At 48.9% G+C, this 18913-nt stretch carries 16 protein-coding genes, 1 riboswitch and 1 other annotated feature; of the genes, 5 read left to right on the forward strand and 11 right to left on the reverse strand.

Translation table 11 applies throughout. The features are described 5' to 3' along the window. Positions 1–97 precede the first annotated feature (97 nt). Both ilvA and RQP50_RS19620 read right to left on the reverse strand, forming a co-directional pair. Positions 98–1363: a threonine ammonia-lyase IlvA gene (ilvA, locus tag RQP50_RS19615; RefSeq protein ID WP_072729102.1), complete on the reverse strand. Its 1266-nt coding sequence runs from the start codon at positions 1361–1363 to the stop codon at positions 98–100. Positions 1364–1454: 91 nt separating this feature from the next. Continuing rightward, positions 1455–1765: a binding site (T-box leader), on the reverse strand. Positions 1766–1916: 151 nt separating this feature from the next. Beyond that, the gene (locus tag RQP50_RS19620) at positions 1917–3203 is read right to left on the reverse strand and encodes an MFS transporter (protein WP_072729103.1); all 1287 of its coding nucleotides are present in this window, start codon (positions 3201–3203) and stop codon (positions 1917–1919) included. Between the two features lie 272 nt (positions 3204–3475). Here RQP50_RS19620 and RQP50_RS19625 point away from each other — a divergent pair, with 272 nt between their 5' ends. Next, complete coding sequence (locus RQP50_RS19625; RefSeq protein ID WP_315746452.1) at positions 3476–4816, forward strand: Na+/H+ antiporter family protein; 1341 nt, start codon at positions 3476–3478, stop codon at positions 4814–4816. A 227-nt stretch (positions 4817–5043) separates the two neighbouring features. Here RQP50_RS19625 and RQP50_RS19630 read toward each other — a convergent pair whose 3' ends face one another. From RQP50_RS19630 to RQP50_RS19665, 8 genes are all read right to left on the reverse strand, one after another. Further along, positions 5044–5844 carry a TatD family hydrolase gene (locus RQP50_RS19630; RefSeq protein ID WP_315746453.1) on the reverse strand — a complete coding sequence of 267 codons (801 nt, stop codon included), beginning with the start codon at positions 5842–5844 and terminating at the stop codon, positions 5044–5046. A gap of 95 nt (positions 5845–5939) precedes the next feature. Beyond that, positions 5940–7484, reverse strand: a complete 1545-nt coding sequence (locus RQP50_RS19635) for an MDR family MFS transporter (RefSeq protein WP_315746454.1) — start codon at positions 7482–7484, stop codon at positions 5940–5942. 266 nt (positions 7485–7750) lie between these two features. Further along, entirely contained in the window at positions 7751–8605 is an 855-nt protein-coding gene (locus tag RQP50_RS19640) for an ABC transporter ATP-binding protein (RefSeq protein ID WP_315746455.1), read from the reverse strand. Positions 8606–8622: 17 nt separating this feature from the next. Beyond that, a complete protein-coding gene (locus RQP50_RS19645) occupies positions 8623–9390 on the reverse strand; it encodes an ABC transporter permease (RefSeq protein ID WP_315746457.1) in 768 nt (255 codons plus the stop codon). Continuing rightward, positions 9387–9680, reverse strand: a complete 294-nt coding sequence (locus RQP50_RS19650; RefSeq protein WP_021257241.1) for a thiamine-binding protein — start codon at positions 9678–9680, stop codon at positions 9387–9389. The genes RQP50_RS19645 and RQP50_RS19650 overlap by 4 nt, the downstream gene beginning before the upstream one ends. A gap of 147 nt (positions 9681–9827) precedes the next feature. Further along, the gene (locus RQP50_RS19655) at positions 9828–10886 is read right to left on the reverse strand and encodes an ABC transporter substrate-binding protein (protein WP_072729109.1); all 1059 of its coding nucleotides are present in this window, start codon (positions 10884–10886) and stop codon (positions 9828–9830) included. Then, positions 10856–11056, reverse strand: coding sequence for a hypothetical protein (locus RQP50_RS19660; RefSeq protein WP_072729110.1), 201 nt, complete (start codon positions 11054–11056; stop codon positions 10856–10858). The genes RQP50_RS19655 and RQP50_RS19660 overlap by 31 nt, the downstream gene beginning before the upstream one ends. Before the next feature lie 196 nt (positions 11057–11252). Further along, positions 11253–11366: riboswitch (TPP riboswitch) on the reverse strand. A gap of 312 nt (positions 11367–11678) precedes the next feature. Beyond that, positions 11679–13091 (reverse strand): stalk domain-containing protein, encoded by a 1413-nt coding sequence (locus RQP50_RS19665; RefSeq protein WP_315746458.1) that lies wholly within the window; start codon positions 13089–13091, stop codon positions 11679–11681. Between the two features lie 103 nt (positions 13092–13194). Here RQP50_RS19665 and RQP50_RS19670 point away from each other — a divergent pair, with 103 nt between their 5' ends. Then, positions 13195–13944 (forward strand): response regulator transcription factor, encoded by a 750-nt coding sequence (locus RQP50_RS19670; RefSeq protein WP_315746460.1) that lies wholly within the window; start codon positions 13195–13197, stop codon positions 13942–13944. A 3-nt stretch (positions 13945–13947) separates the two neighbouring features. Further along, on the forward strand, positions 13948–15009 hold the full coding sequence (locus tag RQP50_RS19675) for a sensor histidine kinase (protein ID WP_315746461.1): 1062 nt from the start codon (positions 13948–13950) through the stop codon (positions 15007–15009). 168 nt (positions 15010–15177) lie between these two features. On the opposite strand, the gene RQP50_RS19680 is transcribed toward RQP50_RS19675, so the two are convergent. After that, complete coding sequence (locus tag RQP50_RS19680) at positions 15178–15888, reverse strand: queuosine precursor transporter (protein ID WP_021257248.1); 711 nt, start codon at positions 15886–15888, stop codon at positions 15178–15180. A gap of 425 nt (positions 15889–16313) precedes the next feature. Between RQP50_RS19680 and RQP50_RS19685 the strand changes: the two genes are divergently transcribed. Together RQP50_RS19685 and RQP50_RS19690 are read left to right on the forward strand one after the other, a co-directional pair. Then, entirely contained in the window at positions 16314–16823 is a 510-nt protein-coding gene (locus RQP50_RS19685) for an FMN-binding protein (RefSeq protein WP_021257249.1), read from the forward strand. Positions 16824–17015: 192 nt separating this feature from the next. Further along, complete coding sequence (locus RQP50_RS19690; protein WP_028533364.1) at positions 17016–18887, forward strand: FAD-dependent oxidoreductase; 1872 nt, start codon at positions 17016–17018, stop codon at positions 18885–18887. Positions 18888–18913 lie beyond the last annotated feature (26 nt).

An 18913-nucleotide genomic window follows, 5' to 3' on the forward strand; every position in this document is an offset into this window, starting at 1 on the left:
TATCGTCCAGCGAGTTCAACACCGATTGTCCACTCCTCGCGTACTGCGAGTGCAAACTTGAACCCTCGAACACTTCTATCATCCAAGTACTATCCGATTACACCAGAAGATCGAACAGCGTCTTGTCTTTGTTCACCTCAATGTATTGGATGCCCCTCTTGTTCATCCGCTCAATGAGCGGCTCATAATCTTCCTTATACTTCAGCTCAATGCCGACAAGCGCAGACCCATTATCCTTGTTATGCTTCTTATTATACTCGAAGCGCGTAATATCATCGTTCGGACCGAGCACATCCTGCAAGAACTCACGAAGGGCTCCTGCCCGCTGCGGGAAGTTCACCGTGAAGTAGTATTTCAGGCCTTCATAAATGAGAGAACGCTCTTTAATTTCCTGCATTCGATCAATATCGTTGTTGCCCCCGCTAATAACACATACGATATTTTTACCGCGAATCTGTTCCCGGTACAGATCCAAGGCTGCAATCGGCAGGGAACCCGCGGGTTCAACTACAATCGCATTCTCGTTATACAACTGAAGAATTGTCGTACAGGCCTTGCCTTCCGGTACCTGAATCACATCATCCAGCAGATTCGAGCAAATTTCATAAGGCAGTTGTCCAACCCGCTTGACCGCAGCGCCATCGACGAACTTATCGATCGTATCCAGCGTAAGTACTTCCTTGCGTTCCAATGCCGCAGTCATCGACGCTGCTCCTTCTGGCTCTACACCGATGATGCGAGTTGTTGGACTAACGGTCTTCACATAGGTGCTTACCCCTGCCGCCAAGCCGCCACCGCCAATCGTTACGAACACATAGTCTGCCGCGCCTTCCAGCGACTCCATAATTTCCATGCCTACCGTTCCGTTGCCTGCTACGATATAAGGATCATCGAACGGATGGATGAACGTACTGCCCTTCTCCTCACAGATGTTCATGGCTGCCTCGTACGCATCGTCATACGTATCCCCAGTCAGCACGACATTGACATATGATCCACCGAAACGCTTCACCTGCGTTACCTTCTGGCTTGGCGTCGTGCTCGGCATTACGATCGTGCCTTGAATTTGCAGTGCTTGGCAGGAATAGGCGACTCCCTGCGCATGGTTGCCTGCGCTTGCACAGACGATACCGCGCTCAAGCTCCTCCTCCGTCAGGTGGCGAATCATGTTATAGGCGCCGCGAATCTTGAATGAGCGGACAATCTGCAAATCCTCACGCTTCAAATACACATTGCAGTCATACTTAGCGGACAATATGGGGTCACGCTGAAGCGGTGTCCGAACGATGACTTCTTTGAGCACGTGATGTGCACGAACGATATGTTCCATAGTAACTGCAGGTGCTGCTTGGGTCGTTTCCATTGTCGGTTCCTCGCTTTCGATCGAATATACGTATTTTGTACACAGTGATAATGAAAGTACAACCTCTACAAATAGAAAAAACTCATCCCTAAGAAGGGACGAGTTTGAGCTCGTGGTACCACCCTTGTTCTGCAGCTGTACATCGCTCCCTCTTCGGAAATCGACCTGTTCTGCTGCAGCGCTTGGCCGCGTATTCATCGCGAATCCGGGTAACGGTGGAACTGCCGTCCTTGCTTACTCAAACGTCTGTGCCCTGCAACCCCAAAGAATAGGAGGCGCACAGTTCGCATTCAGCAGGGAATCTCGGAGAGGATATTCGGCCATGTCAGCCATCGACTCGCACCACCCGTCGACTCTCTTCAGACTGCTTCATAGCGTACTCGTTCTCGTCATCAATTGTTGACCTGTCTTGCAACTATTATCCCTATATTATGAACACGCGGCGTACCCAATGTCAATGGGCCGCCGCAGTTGTTCCGATATTCTATTCGAGCAGGATTCGTGTATGTCTGTTACGGACAAATAGAATCAGCATCTCTCGTATTGAACAGCATTAGCCTTCCGTACCTGTCGTCCGCTGAAGCGAATCATTCGGTGATGGCTTGCGCGTAAGCAAGATTGGAAGCATCACGAGAATACCCAATATGAAGAGCACGGTTGCTACCTCATATATAAATACAATAGAAGTAAGCTGCTTAATACCTCCTGATAATGACATCGTCAGTACCATGGCACCCGTGAACATCGGGCTAAGAATACCATTAACGCGACCGATGAAATCACCTTCAGTATTTTGCAAAATCATCGTGTTAATCCCAATTTGAATGCAAGGCAAGAACAATCCACTGATGAACTGAGCAACCAGCGTCAGCCACAACTGCGTAGAGAGGCCTGCCATCAGCATGCCTCCGCTGCTCATCAGCATCCCGACAGCCAGCATGTGCTGCGGAAGCAGCTTCTTCGAAATGCCCATGGCCAGCGCACCGCCAATAAGCATTGCACCGCCGTTAACCATCACCAAGTAACTAAGATTCTCCTTCGGCAACCCAAGCCGTTCCGTTACAAGGAAGGCACCCATCGGTTGAATCAATCCAATTGCCAATCCAGCAAAAGCAAAACAACCGCCAAGCGGCTTCAATAGGCGACTCTTCATGACATAGCGGAAGCCTGCCGCCAGTTCCTGCATCACATTCGTTTGCTTATGCTTCTCTTTGTCCTCTGCATGATCAGCAGGAAGGAACAGAAGTGCTACTGCCGACAGAATGAACGCAATCCCTGTAATCACAAGCGACACTTGTATCCCATAATGTTGGAAGATGGTCGTGCCGATTGCTGGACCTAGAACCATGAACAAGGCTACCATCGTCTGGAATATCGACATGCCGGCCTGCAGCATCTCCTCTGGCACGTGCTGCTTGAACAGCTTCATGGATGAAGGCTGCGAGAATTGAGACAAAATAGCTGAAATAAAGGTCGTGAAGAAAACGGCATGCCAATCTCCTAAGACGATCGTCCACATCACGGCGAACACAGACAAAGCACTTAGGAAGTCACACCATATCATGGTCCGCTTCGGACGCCACCGGTCTGCAAATGTTCCTCCGATAAAGGAAAAAATAAAAATAGGCGCAAACTCAGCTACGGATACCATTGAGACGGCGAACGGATCTCCATTTGTCATTTCCATGACAAACAAAAGGACAGCAAAGTTCCGTACCCATACCCCAATTTGCATAAATAGACCCGCAACCATAATCGCTTGGACAAAGCGATTGCGGAACAAACTAAAGACGGACTTGTTCTCGCCCGACTGTACATTCCCAGATTGTGCATGAGTCATAGACAACTCTCCCTCCATATATAACAAATAGCAGTTCATTTATCTCTTATTTGACATGAACTTTATTAGTGTATAGCAATCAGGCAAAGATCACATCAGTTCGAAGACGGATATTATTAGTAATTTTTGTAAAGAACACATCGTACATTAAAAACACAAAGAGGTTGAGCGTTACAGGAAATGATTGTACGTTGCTATGGTAAAGTGGTAATGTTTTAATTAGGTATCATAGTGACGCAAACGTAAAGTTGAAATAAAGGTGGCATCAGACGATGAATGCAGTACTACTATCATTGGCAATATTGTTCGGATTAAGTATGCTTCGCGTACATGTTGTACTTGCGATGCTGACAGCTACTGTTGTAGGCGGGCTAGCAGGAGGCCTTAGCATATCTCGCGTACTCGATGTCTTCGGAGAAGGACTGAAAGACAATGCCGGAATTGCTCTAAGCTACGCACTGCTGGGGGCATTCGCCGCTGGCTTGACGGAAACAGGATTGCCGGACAAGCTGGTGCGCGGCGCGGTAAGCTTAGTACAGGGAAAGGATAGCACGAAGGCTCCTCGTGCCGCTGCACGGTATCTCGTGTTGGCCGCCATTGCACTCATTGCTTGCATGTCGCAAAATGCCGTTCCCGTGCATATCGCCTTCATTCCCGTGCTCATTCCACCGCTGCTCGTGCTGTTCAATTCACTGCACATCGATCGGAGAGCCGTTGCATGCGCGCTTACATTCGGTCTTATTACACCATACATGCTTCTGCCTGTTGGATTCGGGGCAATCTTTCACGACACCGTAGCAGGCAATATAACCAAGAATGGTCTTGCAGTCGATGCATCACTGCTCCCGCGAGCCATGCTGATTCCGGCTGTTGGTATGGTGATCGGACTTATTGTCTCACTTGCAATCTCTTATCGCAAGCCGCGTCAATATACAACAATAGAAGGGACAACGCAGCCTGGATCTTCTCCCATCCCAGGTCAAGACGGAGTGACAAACAAGTGGGCAGCTTGGTCAGGACTCGCTGCTATCGCAGCAATGCTGACGGTACAGCTCAGCACAGGATCTATGATCTATGGGGCAGCCGCCGGATTGGCAATCCTCATCCTATCACGTGTCATTCCATGGAGCAGAGCAGATCGTGTCCTAACAGACGGCATGCGGTCGATGGCCTATATTGGCTTCGTCATGATGTCAGCCTCTGGCTTCGGCGCTGTACTGCGAGATACGGGACATATTGAGACACTTGTGCGGGCTTCTGTGGAGGCAGTTGGCGACAACCGAGCAATAGCTGCGCTGTTAATGCTTGCGATCGGACTGCTTGTTACACTTGGCATCGGTTCCTCGTTCTCCACCATTCCGATTATCGCCACTGTATTCGTACCGCTGTGCATCGGACTAGGATTCAGCCCGCTAGCCACTGTTGCCCTTATCGGAACAGCAGGTGCACTGGGTGATGCTGGTTCACCTGCCTCGGACAGTACACTTGGTCCTACGGCCGGCTTGAACGCGGATGGACAGCACGATCATATTTGGGATACCTGCGTGCCAACCTTCCTCCATTACAATGTGCCGCTGCTTGTCGCAGGTTTCATTGCTGCAATGGTGTTGTAATTGATTGTAAAACATCATGCAGCAGGCTGCTGCATGGTACCACCACCTCATAAAAGCAAGGGATTGTCTGTGCTTCGTCGGAGCATTGACTCGTATGGACAATCCCCTGTTAAGTACCCATAAATACGCCATCTACATAAATCAGCGAATTCCTATCTACAATCATCTATCCTTATTGACTAAGCCAAGCAGCATGCTTGCTGCATCAACATGTGTCCTTTCTACCTTTATACCCCGTAACAGCGCTGCGCATTCGCACGCAGCAGCCTCGAAGCTTCCAATATGTCCATACCTTGCAGCGCAGCCCACTCGATGGCAACATCGTACGCCATAATGGGCATCGTATGTCGGCCTGTATATGCCCCTTCGAATGGCCACGGCCCATCCGTTTCCGTCATCACCTGCTCCACTGGATACTGTCTGGCCAACGCGCGGATCTCATCCTCATAATGGATGTCTGGCGTAAATGAGATGAAATAACCGTTGTCAGCCATGCGGGATATCGTCTTCTCATCTCCTTTGAACCAGTGAAAATGCGCGCGACGCACACTATATCGCTCAAGTAAGTCAACGACAATCGGAGCGTCATCGTACACGGCGTGAAGCACAATTGGCAAATCCCATGCAGCAGCCCGCTCTACAAACAATTCAAGCAGCTCTATATAGGGCAAGCGGTCAAATGAGTCGCCGCGCTTCTGCGACTCCTCCCGCATATAATACGGCAAACCAACCTCACCAATGGCAATCATGCTCTCCTTATGCAGCTCAAGCCAGGCCAGCAGCCCTTCCTGCTCGTCAGCACTTGGAAGAGCTTGCTCAGGATGGAATCCGTATGCAGGGAGTACCTTGCCGGGATAACGATTTGCCCATTGCTCGGTGTGGAGGCAAGAAGCAAGATTCATAGACACCACAATCACATAATCCAAGTATGGATGGTTTAGTGACGCTTCCAGTTCTGCGACTGCTGCTTGCTTATATCCATCAATATGTATATGTGCATCCACAACATGCACTTCATATTCGTTCATTGTTTTCAACCCCCATCTCAAAAAACGCCGCAGGCGTCACGTCTTAGACGAGTATCCTGCGGCGATTCACTTCAAAGGCTACGGCCTTGCTTTCTTTACATTTCTCCGGCTCTCAATTCACTTGCCTCATTCGAATTTCCGCCACGACCCTGACCTTGATCCCCTCGAATCATCCGAGCATTCCCCATAAGCGCAATACACACAAGCGCACATGCTACTGGGATGAGGGCCCATTGGAAGGTGCTAGCTATCGAGTCCGCGAGAGCCGTTGTCAGACCCCGGGCCACTTCAGGCGGAAGTTCGCCCATCTGCCCGCTCATTAGTGTCTCGGGTTTAAGCTCCATCGCTGCACTGCCCGCAGGCATTACCTCCTGTAAACGCCCTTGGAACATATGCGACTGGATCGTACCGAACAAGGTGATACCAATCGTCATCCCAAGCGAGCGTGAGAAGGAAGCGGTCGAGTTCGCCGCGCCACGCTGATGAAACTCCATGCCGTGCATAGAGGACATGCTGAGCAAGGAGAAGGAGAAGCCTACACCAAGTCCCGTTAAGACCATATACAGCGTCAACAACGTACGAGGTGTTTCTGTCGATATCGTACTGAGCGCGAACATACCGCCGATGAAGAAAATACCGGATACGATCATCAAACTGCGGTAGCTGCGCTTCGCAACCATAATACCGGCAATCGAACTCGTCACAACGGAACCGATCATCATCGGTGTCAAGACGAGACCACTATCTGTTGCCGAGCCTCCATATACCCATTGGACAAACAGCGGGATATATACGGTAGCAATCACGAACGACACCCCGTAGAAGAAGCCGACACCCTGGCTTGCCGCAAACAAGCGGCGCTTGAACAGATTGAACGAAATAATCGGTTCCTGCACCCGTGTCTCAATGATCAAGAAGGCGATCAAGAACACAAGGAATATCGCAAATAGACTTATAATAACTGTTGAATCCCAAGCGTACTCTTTGCCTCCAAGCTCAAGCGCGAACATAAAGCTGACGATTGCAACGACGAGCGTAATGGCTCCGCCCCAGTCAATGCGCTGCTTCTTGGTCGTAGTCTTCTCCTTATAGAACTGCATAATGAACCATAGGGAGATAAGGCCAAGCGGCAAGTTGATGTAGAATACCCACTCCCAACCGATATATTGGGTAATGTATGCGCCAAGCAGAGGGCCCGCCACACTCGATACTCCGAACACCGCACCAAATAGCCCCGTCATCTTGCCCCGCTTCTCAGGCGGGAACACATCGAAAATAATCGTAAACGCGATCGGCATGACGGCACCGCCGCCAATCCCTTGAATCGCGCGGTAAATTGCAAGCTGAATCATGCTGTCCGCTGTTCCGCACAGCGCACTGCCGACCAAGAAGACGAGCAAACCAAACACATAGAACCGCTTGCGGCCATACATGTCGGACAGCTTTCCGAAAATCGGCATCCCTGCCATTGTCGCTACCATGTAGGCTGACGTCACCCACACGTACAAATTGAAGCCGCCCATCTCGCCTACAATCGTTGGCATCGCCGTTGCAACAATCGTATTGTCCATGGCTGCCATCAGGATACCAAGCAGCAGGCCGGCAACGACCATCCGCAGATTGCTTTCTTTCGTAATCATTTGAATTCATTCCTCCTCAGGACACACCGTCATCTCTATACAGCAATGCACAGAGTTGCGGCTATCCATGTCTAACGAGATTTAATTATAATCTTTGCCTCTAACTTTTTCCACCAGAAAATGAACAGCGGGTCATTCCAGGCAGCGGGCAGGATACATATATAAGATTTGAGATGGATAGACAATAAGGGATTAGAAGGGGCTGCATCTCATCTCTATATTCTCCCCAAAAAAAGCTGCCTCTTATTAAGAGACAGCTTCACGCTTCAACGTATAGGAGATGAAGATTGTATACTACGCAGCAGATCGGACAGTTCGCGCTTCATGCGGACGAACTCGGCCTCAGAAGCCAGCGCTTCCGTTCGCGGCCGCGCGAACGGGACAGCAACTCGCTCTAACACTTGCGCGGGGCGGTTGGATAGTACATATATCGTATCTGACAACAGCAGCGCTTCCTCAATGCTGTGTGTAATGAACAGCACCGAGCGGCGATTGCGTTCCCACAGGTCAATGAGCCAGCGCTGCATATCACTGCGTGTTAGCGCGTCAAGTGCACTGAACGGCTCATCAAGCAGCATCAGCTCATGGGGGCTCATCATTGCGCGTAGGAAGGCGACACGCTGCTGCATGCCACCGGACAGCTCATGCGGATACGAGCGTTCATAACCCGTCAATCCAACATTGCTTAGCCAGCGGCGCGCTTCCTCCCGCGCCTCCTTCTTCGGCTTGCCTGCAATTTCTGGAGCGAGGATAACATTGTCCTCCACCGTTCTCCATGGGAACAACGCGGGCTGCTGCGGCATATAGCTGATATGGCCTGTCTGACCAACCACGTTCTGCCCATGGACGAGAATATCCCCTTCTGATGGACGAAGCAGACCGCCTATGAGATGGAACAGTGTGCTCTTCCCCGATCCGGATGGGCCAATAATGGAGACGAACTCTCCTGCTTGCACCGTAATGGATACTTGATCGAGCACATGAAGCCGTCCCGCTCGACCGTCAAATGACATGCTGACATCACGCAGCTCAAGAGCGGCCTGCTTCTGTACTGCCTCATGCTGATGCACATGATCAGCATCTCGCTGGGCAACTGGCTGTTGTTCGTTTGTTGTGATCATCTTTAACGCTCCCCCCTTCACCCCTGCTTATTGTCACGGCGCCAATGAATGAGCAGCCGTTCCAATGCACATACGAGGCCGAACATGGCCAAGCTCAATAGAATGACAACTGCGATTGCCACGAACATGCGATCCGTGCGATAGGCTGCTTTTTGCAGTACCATGTAGTAGCCGATCCCTTTGTCCGTCCCGAGCCACTCGGAAATAATCGCACTCATCACGCTATACGTCCCTGCTATTTTCAAGCCTGAGAAGACAGATGGAAGTGCATGGGGCAGCTCCAGCTTCCAGAACAGCTGCGACCGGCTCGCGCCCGCCATACGCATATAATTCATCATCGTGCGGTCTGTCTGGGCAAGACCATCCAGGGTAGCCACGCATACGGGGAAGAAGCATACCAGCGTAATGGTGACAATCTTCGGCATGAGACCGAAGCCGAACCAGATCATGAGCAGCGGCAGCAGCGCAATTGTCGGGATATTCTGACTGACTATGACAAGCGGATAGATCGCCCGCTTCAGCCACGGCATCGGATGAAGCGCACAAGCCAGCAGCAAGCCGACAGCCGTGCCTACACAGAAGCCAATGAGCGTCAATTGAACAGAAGCCCATGTATGCATAAGCAGACCGCCACCATTGCTTACGGCCTCTTGTACAATATCGAGCGGACTGGGCAGCATCCATTTCTCAATGCCTGACACCATTACTCCTGCCTGCCATATAGCAAGGAATATGATAAATGCAATGATCGGAGGACCGATCTTCGCGATTCGACGTCCACTCATGGCCGGTACTTCACCGTCAATTCATCCATCGTAATGCCGGAAGGCTTATACACAATCTTCACTTGCGATAACACATTGCTGCTTCCCATCTCAATCATGGCCTTGTTCATATCCTCAATAATACGGAAGAGTTCGCTAAGTTCGCCTTCCATCGTTGTCTCCAGTGGATTTACCTGATATTTCACACCCGATGCTTGAATGACTTCGATTGCACGATCTACATAGGGAATTACGTCTTCCCCATTTTTCGTCTTCGGAACGATCTGAATACTTACTAAACTGTTCGCCATCTTGCTTCCCCTCCTCTTTCGCAATCCAGATATAACGTTCATTCGAATGATCACTTAGTAACGATTATCTCGTGACGATCATCCTGTAACGAAATACAGCAAAAGGGCGCATATGCGCCCATTGCCCATTCCTATAACCGTGCAGGCTTATGAAGCTGGCAAGAAGTCATTCGTAAACGCCTTGTCTACATCGATGCTCTTATCCATTAATTTGTTCTCCACGAGCCAATTCATGTAATTTGCCCATACGTCACGCTTTTGCTCGCCCCAGCGAGGTGCATCGTCTTTATACTTCGGACTCAGCCATTTCTGGCTTGCGATAACCAGGTCTTTGTTCAAATCCGGCACCGCTTTAAGCAGCAGGTTGGCTGCATCTTCTGGATTGTCAATCGCATATTGATATCCCTTGGACGTAGCACGCATGAATGCCTTAATCAATTCAGGATCTTCCTTGATCAGCTTCTCGCTTGTCGAAAGAACCGGCGTATAATAATCGAGTTCCTTCGCATATTGATTGACGTACAGCATATCAATCGGCTCACCGCGAAGCTCTGCTTCAATACCTGTCCAAGCGTAAAAGATCCACGCGAAATCAATATCCTTCTTCACAGCTGTAAAGTAATCGGCATTGCCCATGTTGACGCTCTTCAGCTTGCTATAGTCGCCGCCGTCCTTTTCCATAATCGTGCGGATAATCATCTCCTCAACCGGAGAGCCCCAGCCGCCATACGTTTTGCCTTCAAAGTCCTTAGGTGACTTGATGTTCTTGTCCTTCGGCGCGGCAAAGCCTGATGTATTATGCTGAATGATCGCACCAATCGACACGATCGGAACATTTTGTTGTCGAGCCATCGTAATACTTTCCTGAACACTAACACCGAATTGCGCTTCTCCCGATGCGATCATCGCCTCTGATGCGCCAGTACTCGGCTGCAATATCTCAACATTCAGACCTTCTTCCTCATAGTAGCCCTTCTCCTTAGCGACATACAAGCCAGTATGGTTCGTATTCGGCGTCCAATCAAGCACAAGCTTAATGTCGCGTTTCTCCTTCGACTTATCAGTTCCTTGCTCCTGAGTCGTGTTCCCCTCTGCCTGACTCCCTTGTCCTGCTTCTTGACCCTTGCCGCCGCAAGCAGCGAGCGCAAATGTCATCATGATAACGAGCGCCAGCATCAACCCTCGTGTAAAGCGTGTCCGTTGCATATGATGAATCCCCCTTTTCTTCCTTCCCTCACTAGTGGAGAGCCGATCATGAAATTAGAAAGTGCTTCGATAACGCCTGCCGCGTTCACCAGTTGGACGATCCGCTCGATCGTATATGTGTGGATGAGCAAGTTCCCGTCCCGCCGTCCTGCAACACGATTCAGATCCACAAAAAAAAGCGCCCCCTCTGGGACGCTTTGTGTGCCGTTCTACGCGTATATGCGAATGTGCATCATACGATGAATCACGTCAATAAGGTCATCCGGCATTCGTTCATCCGTACTGCAATCATGTCCATTCTGCCCAAAGCAGCGCACATTCATGCAGAGCATGACGAATAAGCAAGCAACCTAATTATAACAATAATGACGCGGTTCAACGTCTTTCCTACGCTGGCATTACCCAGATCAGGTGTAAGGGTCGGTATCTTAATGGGATACAATCTCAGCCGGCCAAATTCCAGCACCCCTAGCGTGCATATGCAGTTATCGAAGCTACCTATTACACGGGTAATTATAGTCCTCATCCATCAGAAAGTCCAGTGACAAACAGAAATTGCAAAGTGTCCGCTGATCATTGGGGCAATGCTCATATCTCCCATCAACTTCGTTATTCGTATGCTTTATGACAGCAGATTGCTCATATTCACTAGATTCCTGTCGAAAAAAGTTCCATGTGAAACAAGGGACAATCTTCCATTTTAACTCAAAATAATTACCTCATTGATTTCTTGGCGTAGAGAATCAAAGCTCATGCAAGGGCTACCAATTGACTAGGCAGCGTTTTATATCATTACTTAACCGGCGTAATATTTACTGTTCTGCTTGGATTATCCCACTTTACGCTGGCTCCCATGACTTTCGAAATAAAGCTTAACGGAACAAAGGTGCGTTCCCCGTTTTTTTCAACCGGACCATCGAGTTGGATCTGTTGATCACCTGCCAATGCGGTTTTACCTCCCACGTTAACTGAATTGATTTTGCCGTTGTAGTTGATTTGAATGGTTTGAAAATCATTATTCCATTCCACTGTTGCACCCAAAGCCTCTGTAACGAAACGTACAGGAACATAAATGATGTCGGCTTTGGATTTATAATAAGGATACTCTTCACTTTGAATCGGATTGCCTTTAACATTGACCTTGACATCATAATAAATATCATCTTTATCGCTTACAGTATCAAGAATCATACCAGCCTTCACATCCACTCGAGAAATGGAGAGATCGCGATTAAGGACATAAGCAAAGTTCCCATCCTTGCTGAAGCTGATCGCTTGCCGGGGCTCTAAAAATCCTTTTATACTCCCGATGATGCTGTTGTCGGAGGTGCTGATTATATTAATGGAGTTATCCAGCTTGTTGCTGGCAAAAAGGATCTTTCCATCAGGAGAAAGGGATGCGCCGTAAGGATCGCGCCCAACCTTTACCTCGCCAATGATTTTGCCTTGTGAGATGTCCACTATGGCAATACTATTACGCCCGCTGTTTGCCGCATACATGGTAGAGCCATCGGCGGATATTGAAATCGCTCGAATCTTCGAAAATCCGGAGATCTCATGGATGATTGAATTGGTTTTGACATCCACAACCGATACCTTGTCTCCCTTGAAGTTAGTAACAAACACATAACGACCGTCGGGAGATACTTTTATCCCTTGACGGGGTTGGGAGAATCCCGGAATGACAGCGGTCGTCTTATGCTGCCCGAGATCCACAACCGTTACTGTACTTTTGGCTTCATTGTTGACATACATGGTATTTCCGTCCGCGGTGACATCAGTTCCAAATGCGCCTTGACCCACTGCAACCTCATCCTTCAATGCCAGGTCTTCCGTGTTGTAAAATCGCAGGGTGCCCAGTGTGCTATCCGAAACGACAAACTGCAAACCGCCGTTAATGAACATAATGTTTCTTGGTGTAACAAAGCCGCGGATCTCCTTACGCAAAGTTCCTTGGGCAAGATCATAGACTCGAATCCATGGCTGACGACTATCCGAGACAACCGCAGTTTGCTCGTCGGGACTTACGGCCAGTGAGTTATTGATAATCTCGCCGTCAAAGGGGCGGATTGCCGCAGCGGTGTTGTTTCCCGCAGCCGAGATCGAAGCCAAATTGTTATCAGCAGCCAAAATAATCGCCGGTTGAATAACGGAAAGTACCATTCCGGCAAAAAGTACAGGTTTTATCATTTTGTTTACCATCATTCACTCATCGCCTCTCTGAAAAGGTTTTGAGCCAACGTAAGACGGGGCTCTTGACCAATGTAACGGAGAATTGTAAAGATCATATAAAGAACACGAGAGCATCATGTCTGATAAAATGATAGCCGTGGAGGTGAACGTTCCGATGGATAAGCTGCAGCTTGAAGGTCCTATTCTGATTGCGGACGATGATGCTTCGCTCGTCTCGTTTTTGCAGGAATACTTTGGGGCACTGAACTGCCGAGTGCTTGCCGCGAGCGATGGGCAGCGAGCTGTTGAACTGGTGAAAACTGAGGCTCCATCTTTCATCATTCTGGATATTATGATGCCTTTCATGGACGGTACTACGGCATGCTGGGAAATGCGCAAAATCAGCAGCGCGCCTATCGTCATGCTTACGGCTAAAATCGAGGAAGAGGACAAAATCCGGGGTTTAGAACGTGGAGCCGACGATTACTTGTGCAAACCGTTCAGTCCGCGAGAACTCGTCGCCCGGATGCAGGCAATTCTACGCCGGATGCGTACGTCGGAGCGGAAAGCTTCGGGGCTCATTTTGAACAATAACGCGAATTTGTTATACGAATCCGAAAGCCATCGGTTTTATTGGAAGAAAGCACCCCTGCAATTCACGTACCAGGAAGCTCAAATTGTCATCACCTTGCTCAAAATGCAAGGGAAAGTCTGTACCCGCGAGCATTTGCTGAACGTGCTGTATCCGCTGGGCGATAAAGATGTTGTCGACCGTATCGTGGATGTGCATATCGGCAATATCCGGCAAAAGATCCGTGATACTGATCCCGGATTCGATCTCATTGAAACCGTCCGGAGCATCGGCTACCGGTTAAAGGAAGGGTAAACGGTGAAAATCAAACTCATTTACAAGCTCCTTGCGATTAACGCGATAGTTTTAATTTTGCTTGTAGCCGGAATCAGCATCGGATTTAGTCAGTACACGCTTCAACTGATAGAAGAAAACCGCTTGATGGTGTACCAAAATTTCCTCATGTTCCAATCGGCTACGGGGCGTTATCTTCTATATACCAGTCTAGCCATCATCCCCCTCTCCATTGGGATTAACTGGCTATTCACCCGTTCGATCGTCCGCCCCTTGTCCGGGATGCGGAAGCTGACTGAGCGAGTCGCGAGCGGGGATTATACCGTGAGGGCAGAGATTCGATCGAACGACGAAATCGGCGATTTGGCTCGTTCATTCAACCAAATGAGCAAGGAACTTGAGAGGATCGAACAGCTTCGAAGAAGCCTTGTGGCGGACGTAGCCCACGAGCTCAGAAATCCGCTATCTACGGTACGGGGCTATATGGAAGCGATGAAAGACGGCGTCCTCTCCGCAAAGCCCGAAACGCTCGATAAATGTTACCACGAGGTAGAGCGGCTCGTTTGTCTGGTGGAGGACATTCACCGTCTGGCTGTGGCGGAGAGCGATTTGAAAGCGGCCATTCCCTCAAATCCGGTCGATCTCCGATCCGTTGCCCAAGAAGCCGCTTCAAGGTATATGCCGAAATGGGAGGAAAAAGCAATTGTTTTCCAAGAGGATGTTCCTTCCTCCCCGGTCTGCGTCATGATCGACAAAGTTCACGCCCTACGCGTATTTGAGAATCTGTTCGACAACGCGATACGCTATACACCGAATGGTCATTCGGTTCGTTTATCGATGCAAGCAAACGCTAAAATGCTCCGCGTGGAGGTTACGAATACTGGAGCGGAGATTGCTCCCGAGCATCTGACGCTTTTGTTCGAACGATTTTACCGGGTTGATCCTTCACGCTCGCGCACGTACGGTGGTGCGGGCATTGGGCTTTCGATCGTGCGCGACATCGTGGAACGGGCAGGCGGACGCGTTTGGGCAACAAGCGGGAATGGTTCCGTGACGATACATGCGGAACTGCCGGCTGAATCATGATCATAAAAAATCCCTCAGGGAGCGAACCGCTCGGACAAACTCCCTATACAAAGACCCCAACACCATGATAGGCTCCATCACTTGACAGGGAGAACTTCATATCGGTATCGGGGTCTTCATTTATTAAGAAAGCTAGAACCGGTTTACCAAGTCAACCATTGGCGCTCCCTACTTCGCTTGCTGCCCTTCCACATCTTCACGAACAGGGAAGCTTCTAGCCCAATATAGAACTGGTGTCGATAACACCGAGATGATGAGCTTAATGACATAAGTAGTAATAAAGATTTGGAACCATACATCCCAAGGCACCATGCCAGCAAACGCAATCGTACAAAATACGAGCGAATCCGCCATTTGGCTAATTCCTGTACTACCATTGCTTCGAATCCACAATTGGCCTGCCTTCGGGTATCGTTCCTTCACCCAACTAAAGAGCTTCACATCTAAGAACTGACTGACGAAATACGCGGTCAAGCTTGCTACGACAAGGCGCGGCATCAAATCAAAAATATTCGACAGCGATGCTTGTGCCGTACGCGCCATATCAGAAGCCTCAGGCGTAAAGCGAAGAGCCATCTGCATAATAATCGTCGTCATAATCAACGTGAAGAACCCGAACCACACTGCGCGCTTCGCTTCCTTACGGCCGAACTTTTCATTCAACAGATCCGTTGTCAAGAACAGCGTTGCATTCGCCGTGTTGCCAAGCGTCATGACAATGCCGAACATTTCAATCGTCTTGCCAACTTGGATATTAGCGATGACCGTCATTACACCAATCCAGGCATATAGTCCCGACTTGCCAAATGCCCGGTAGCAAATCAAGAAGAAGGCAAAGTTCGCAAGGACGAACAGAATGCCCCAAGTAAAGTTGAACATATAATAAAATTCCTCCCTAGTTTTGATTACGCGGGATGGTTACGAACCGCGGCGCTCAGGCGCAAGCCATAACTTTACCATATGCATATCGTTCATGCCAATAGAAAAATATCACTGAACAGCGATGCAATTATCCCTTATATTAAGTGGAAGCAATTATTTTACATGGATGGATGAACGTTACCGATGCCCCTCTCGTATATTGTGAGCGATATGGAGGGAATATATTGTCATACATAGCCGCATCGTCAATGCGCAGCTAATAAACCGTCGTGGAAAAAGTTTGGTTTAGTTAAAGATTTACCCTTTATGTGTGACATATATCACATTAAATAGAGGGAGTTAATGTTAAAATGACATTGTAAATCGGTTAGTTATAATTTTCACAAAGTAATTTTGAACTAAAGAAAAGGTGGGGACTCTTTATGAAAAAGAAACTTGTACTGTTACTATCCGCAGTATTGGTAGTAGGTATGTTGGCTGGTTGTGGAGATAAGAAAGAAGAAGCTGCAAAACAACCTGAAACAAACACATCAACAGAAGCGAATAAAGACGCTGCTCAAGTAACATTGAAAGACGGCGACTTCCATGCAGAATCTCCTGATTTCGATGAGAAATCCGGTTGGAAAGAAACAATGGACATCACAGTTAAAGACGGCAAAATCACAGCTGTAAACTGGGATGGCGTTCATAAAGACGGCGGAGATTCCAAGAAAAAGCAATCTCAAGATGGCAAATACGGTATGAAAGCTGGCGGTGCTTCTTCTGAATGGCACGAGCAAGCTGAAAAAATGGAGCAAGAACTTATCGCTAAGCAAGATCCAGCTGCGATCGCTGTAAACAACGAAGGTAAAACAGACGCTGTATCCGGCGTATCCATCCACGTTGGCAGCTTCGTGAAACTTGCTCAAGAAGCACTGGCTAAAGCAAAGTAAGATAAGTTTACTCCTTCCTTGATCACATAGAGATAACACGGAAGCTCCGCAGTAGGAAAGCAAAATGGGCACGAGCAGCGTATGAATGCTTGAGAGCCATATATCGCTTTTTTATTCGCGGAGCTCCCTTGTTCGCATTAGATAGTTCAATTTTAAAATATTGACAAATAAGCATTACAACGGGGTGAAACCATGAAAGAGATCGTTGTATTGGGCGGCGGTTATGGTGGCGTACTGACAGCGAAAAAGCTGGCGAAGCGTCTGAAGAAAGACAAAGACATTCGCATTACGCTCATCGACCGTAAACCTTTCCATACGATGATGACGGAGCTGCATGAGGTTGCAGCATGCCGCGTCGAAGAAGAAGCAATCAAAATGGACCTGAAGCAAATCTTTGCAGGTCTGAAAGTAGACGTAGTGCTGGATGAGATCGAGAACATTGATTTCAACGGACAGAAGCTGCATGGCAGAAAGAAATCCTACAATTACGACCATCTTGTTATCGGTACAGGCTGTAAGCCATCCTTCTTCGGTATCGAGGGTGCAGAAGAGAATTCCTTCTCCCTCTGGTCGTTCGAGGATGCAGTTAAACTGAAACAACAAATTCGTCAAATGTTCATGGACGGGACGAAGATTTCAGATCCAGAGCTGCGCAAGCAAATGCTCACATTCGTCGTCGTTGGCGCCGGCTTCACTGGTGTCGAAATGGTCGGCGAATTGGCGGAATATCGCGAAGAGCTGTGCCATGAGTTCCATGTGGACGAATCTGAGGTTCGCCTCGTCGTAGCAGATATGGCTCCGAAAATCCTGCCAATCCTGCCGCAAAAGCTCATTGACAAAGCGGACAAGTATCTCCGCAAAATGAAAGTTGAAATTATCACAGGTGCGAAGATTTCCGGCGTTACGCCGAATTCCGTTGTCCTTGGCGATAATGAAATCAAATCGAGCACGGTTATCTGGACTGCCGGTGTCGAAGGTTCTGACCTTGTAGGCAACCTCGATGTTCAGCAGCAAGGACGCAAGCGCATTTTGACAAATGACAAATTGCAGTCCGTTGATCACAAAAATGTGTATGTTGTCGGCGACAACATCTTCTATATTCCGGAAGGCGAAGAGCGTCCTGTACCGCAAATGGTTGAGAACGCCGAGCACTCTGCTGGTCTTATCGCACATAATATCGTGGCTGACTTGAAGAATGGCACACATAAGTCGTATAAGCCAACCTTCCACGGTACGATGGTATGTATCGGTGGACGCTACGGGGTAGCCGCTATCGGCACGCCGAAGAAAATGTTCCACTTCACTGGCTTCATGGCCATGTTCTTCAAGCATATGATTAATATTGTGTACTTCCTGCAAGTACTTGGCTTCCATAAGATCTGGTCTTACATGATGCACGAATTCTTCCATGTGAAGAATCGCCGCAGCTTCGTCGGTGGACATTTTGCTAAGCGTTCCCCGAATTTCTGGCTTGTTCCGCTTCGGATCTATATCGGTTTCATGTGGTTATCCCAAGGTTGGGAGAAGGCATCGAAATTGCTGAAGGATCCTTCGCAGATGTTCCTCATCCCGCCTAAGGCGATGGATGGTGTGACTGCAGCTTCTCAAGCGGTTGATGCAGTTCATACAACGGTTGACGCACAGACAGCAGCATCCGCTGTTGAAGGTGCAAGTACGGCTATCAAGGCGATTCCAGTGCCTGATTTCGTCAAGGGCATTGTCGATTGGTCGATGGATTTGATGTTCTATACAAACGATGGCGGCTATACAGCAATGGCTTACATCTTCCAAGGCTGCATGGTTGCAGCTGAGGTTATCTTCGGTATTATGTTGATCTTGGGCTTGTTCACAGCGATCGCATCGATCGGAACTGTTGCGATGGGCGTCATGATCTACACGTCCGGTATGGCTCCTTATGAAATGTTCTGGTACTTCTTCGGCGGCATCGCGCTTATCGGCGGTTCCGGCAGCACGTTCGGTCTGGACTACTACCTGTATCCACGCCTGAAGCGAATTTGGAAGAAGATTCCGTTCGTGAAGCGCTGGTACCTGTATACGGATTAATTGCTCAACAAGAATAGATGGTATGG

The sequence above is a fragment of the Paenibacillus suaedae genome (genome assembly GCF_032337355.1).
GTDB classification, from domain to species: domain Bacteria; phylum Bacillota; class Bacilli; order Paenibacillales; family Paenibacillaceae; genus Paenibacillus_B; species Paenibacillus_B suaedae.

Excerpts from the sequence above, each read along its gene's own strand:
- ilvA (WP_072729102.1), bottom strand. The coding sequence starts at position 1,363 with ATGGAAACGACCCAAGCAGCACCTGCAGTTACTATGGAACATATCGTT.
- RQP50_RS19620 (WP_072729103.1), bottom strand. The coding sequence starts at position 3,203 with ATGACTCATGCACAATCTGGGAATGTACAGTCGGGCGAGAACAAGTCC.
- RQP50_RS19625 (WP_315746452.1), top strand. The coding sequence starts at position 3,476 with ATGAATGCAGTACTACTATCATTGGCAATATTGTTCGGATTAAGTATG.
- RQP50_RS19630 (WP_315746453.1), bottom strand. The coding sequence starts at position 5,844 with ATGAACGAATATGAAGTGCATGTTGTGGATGCACATATACATATTGAT.
- RQP50_RS19635 (WP_315746454.1), bottom strand. The coding sequence starts at position 7,484 with ATGATTACGAAAGAAAGCAATCTGCGGATGGTCGTTGCCGGCCTGCTG.
- RQP50_RS19640 (WP_315746455.1), bottom strand. The coding sequence starts at position 8,605 with ATGATCACAACAAACGAACAACAGCCAGTTGCCCAGCGAGATGCTGAT.
- RQP50_RS19645 (WP_315746457.1), bottom strand. The coding sequence starts at position 9,390 with ATGAGTGGACGTCGAATCGCGAAGATCGGTCCTCCGATCATTGCATTT.
- RQP50_RS19650 (WP_021257241.1), bottom strand. The coding sequence starts at position 9,680 with ATGGCGAACAGTTTAGTAAGTATTCAGATCGTTCCGAAGACGAAAAAT.
- RQP50_RS19655 (WP_072729109.1), bottom strand. The coding sequence starts at position 10,886 with ATGCAACGGACACGCTTTACACGAGGGTTGATGCTGGCGCTCGTTATC.
- RQP50_RS19665 (WP_315746458.1), bottom strand. The coding sequence starts at position 13,091 with ATGATGGTAAACAAAATGATAAAACCTGTACTTTTTGCCGGAATGGTA.
- RQP50_RS19670 (WP_315746460.1), top strand. The coding sequence starts at position 13,195 with ATGTCTGATAAAATGATAGCCGTGGAGGTGAACGTTCCGATGGATAAG.
- RQP50_RS19680 (WP_021257248.1), bottom strand. The coding sequence starts at position 15,888 with ATGTTCAACTTTACTTGGGGCATTCTGTTCGTCCTTGCGAACTTTGCC.
- RQP50_RS19685 (WP_021257249.1), top strand. The coding sequence starts at position 16,314 with ATGAAAAAGAAACTTGTACTGTTACTATCCGCAGTATTGGTAGTAGGT.
- RQP50_RS19690 (WP_028533364.1), top strand. The coding sequence starts at position 17,016 with ATGAAAGAGATCGTTGTATTGGGCGGCGGTTATGGTGGCGTACTGACA.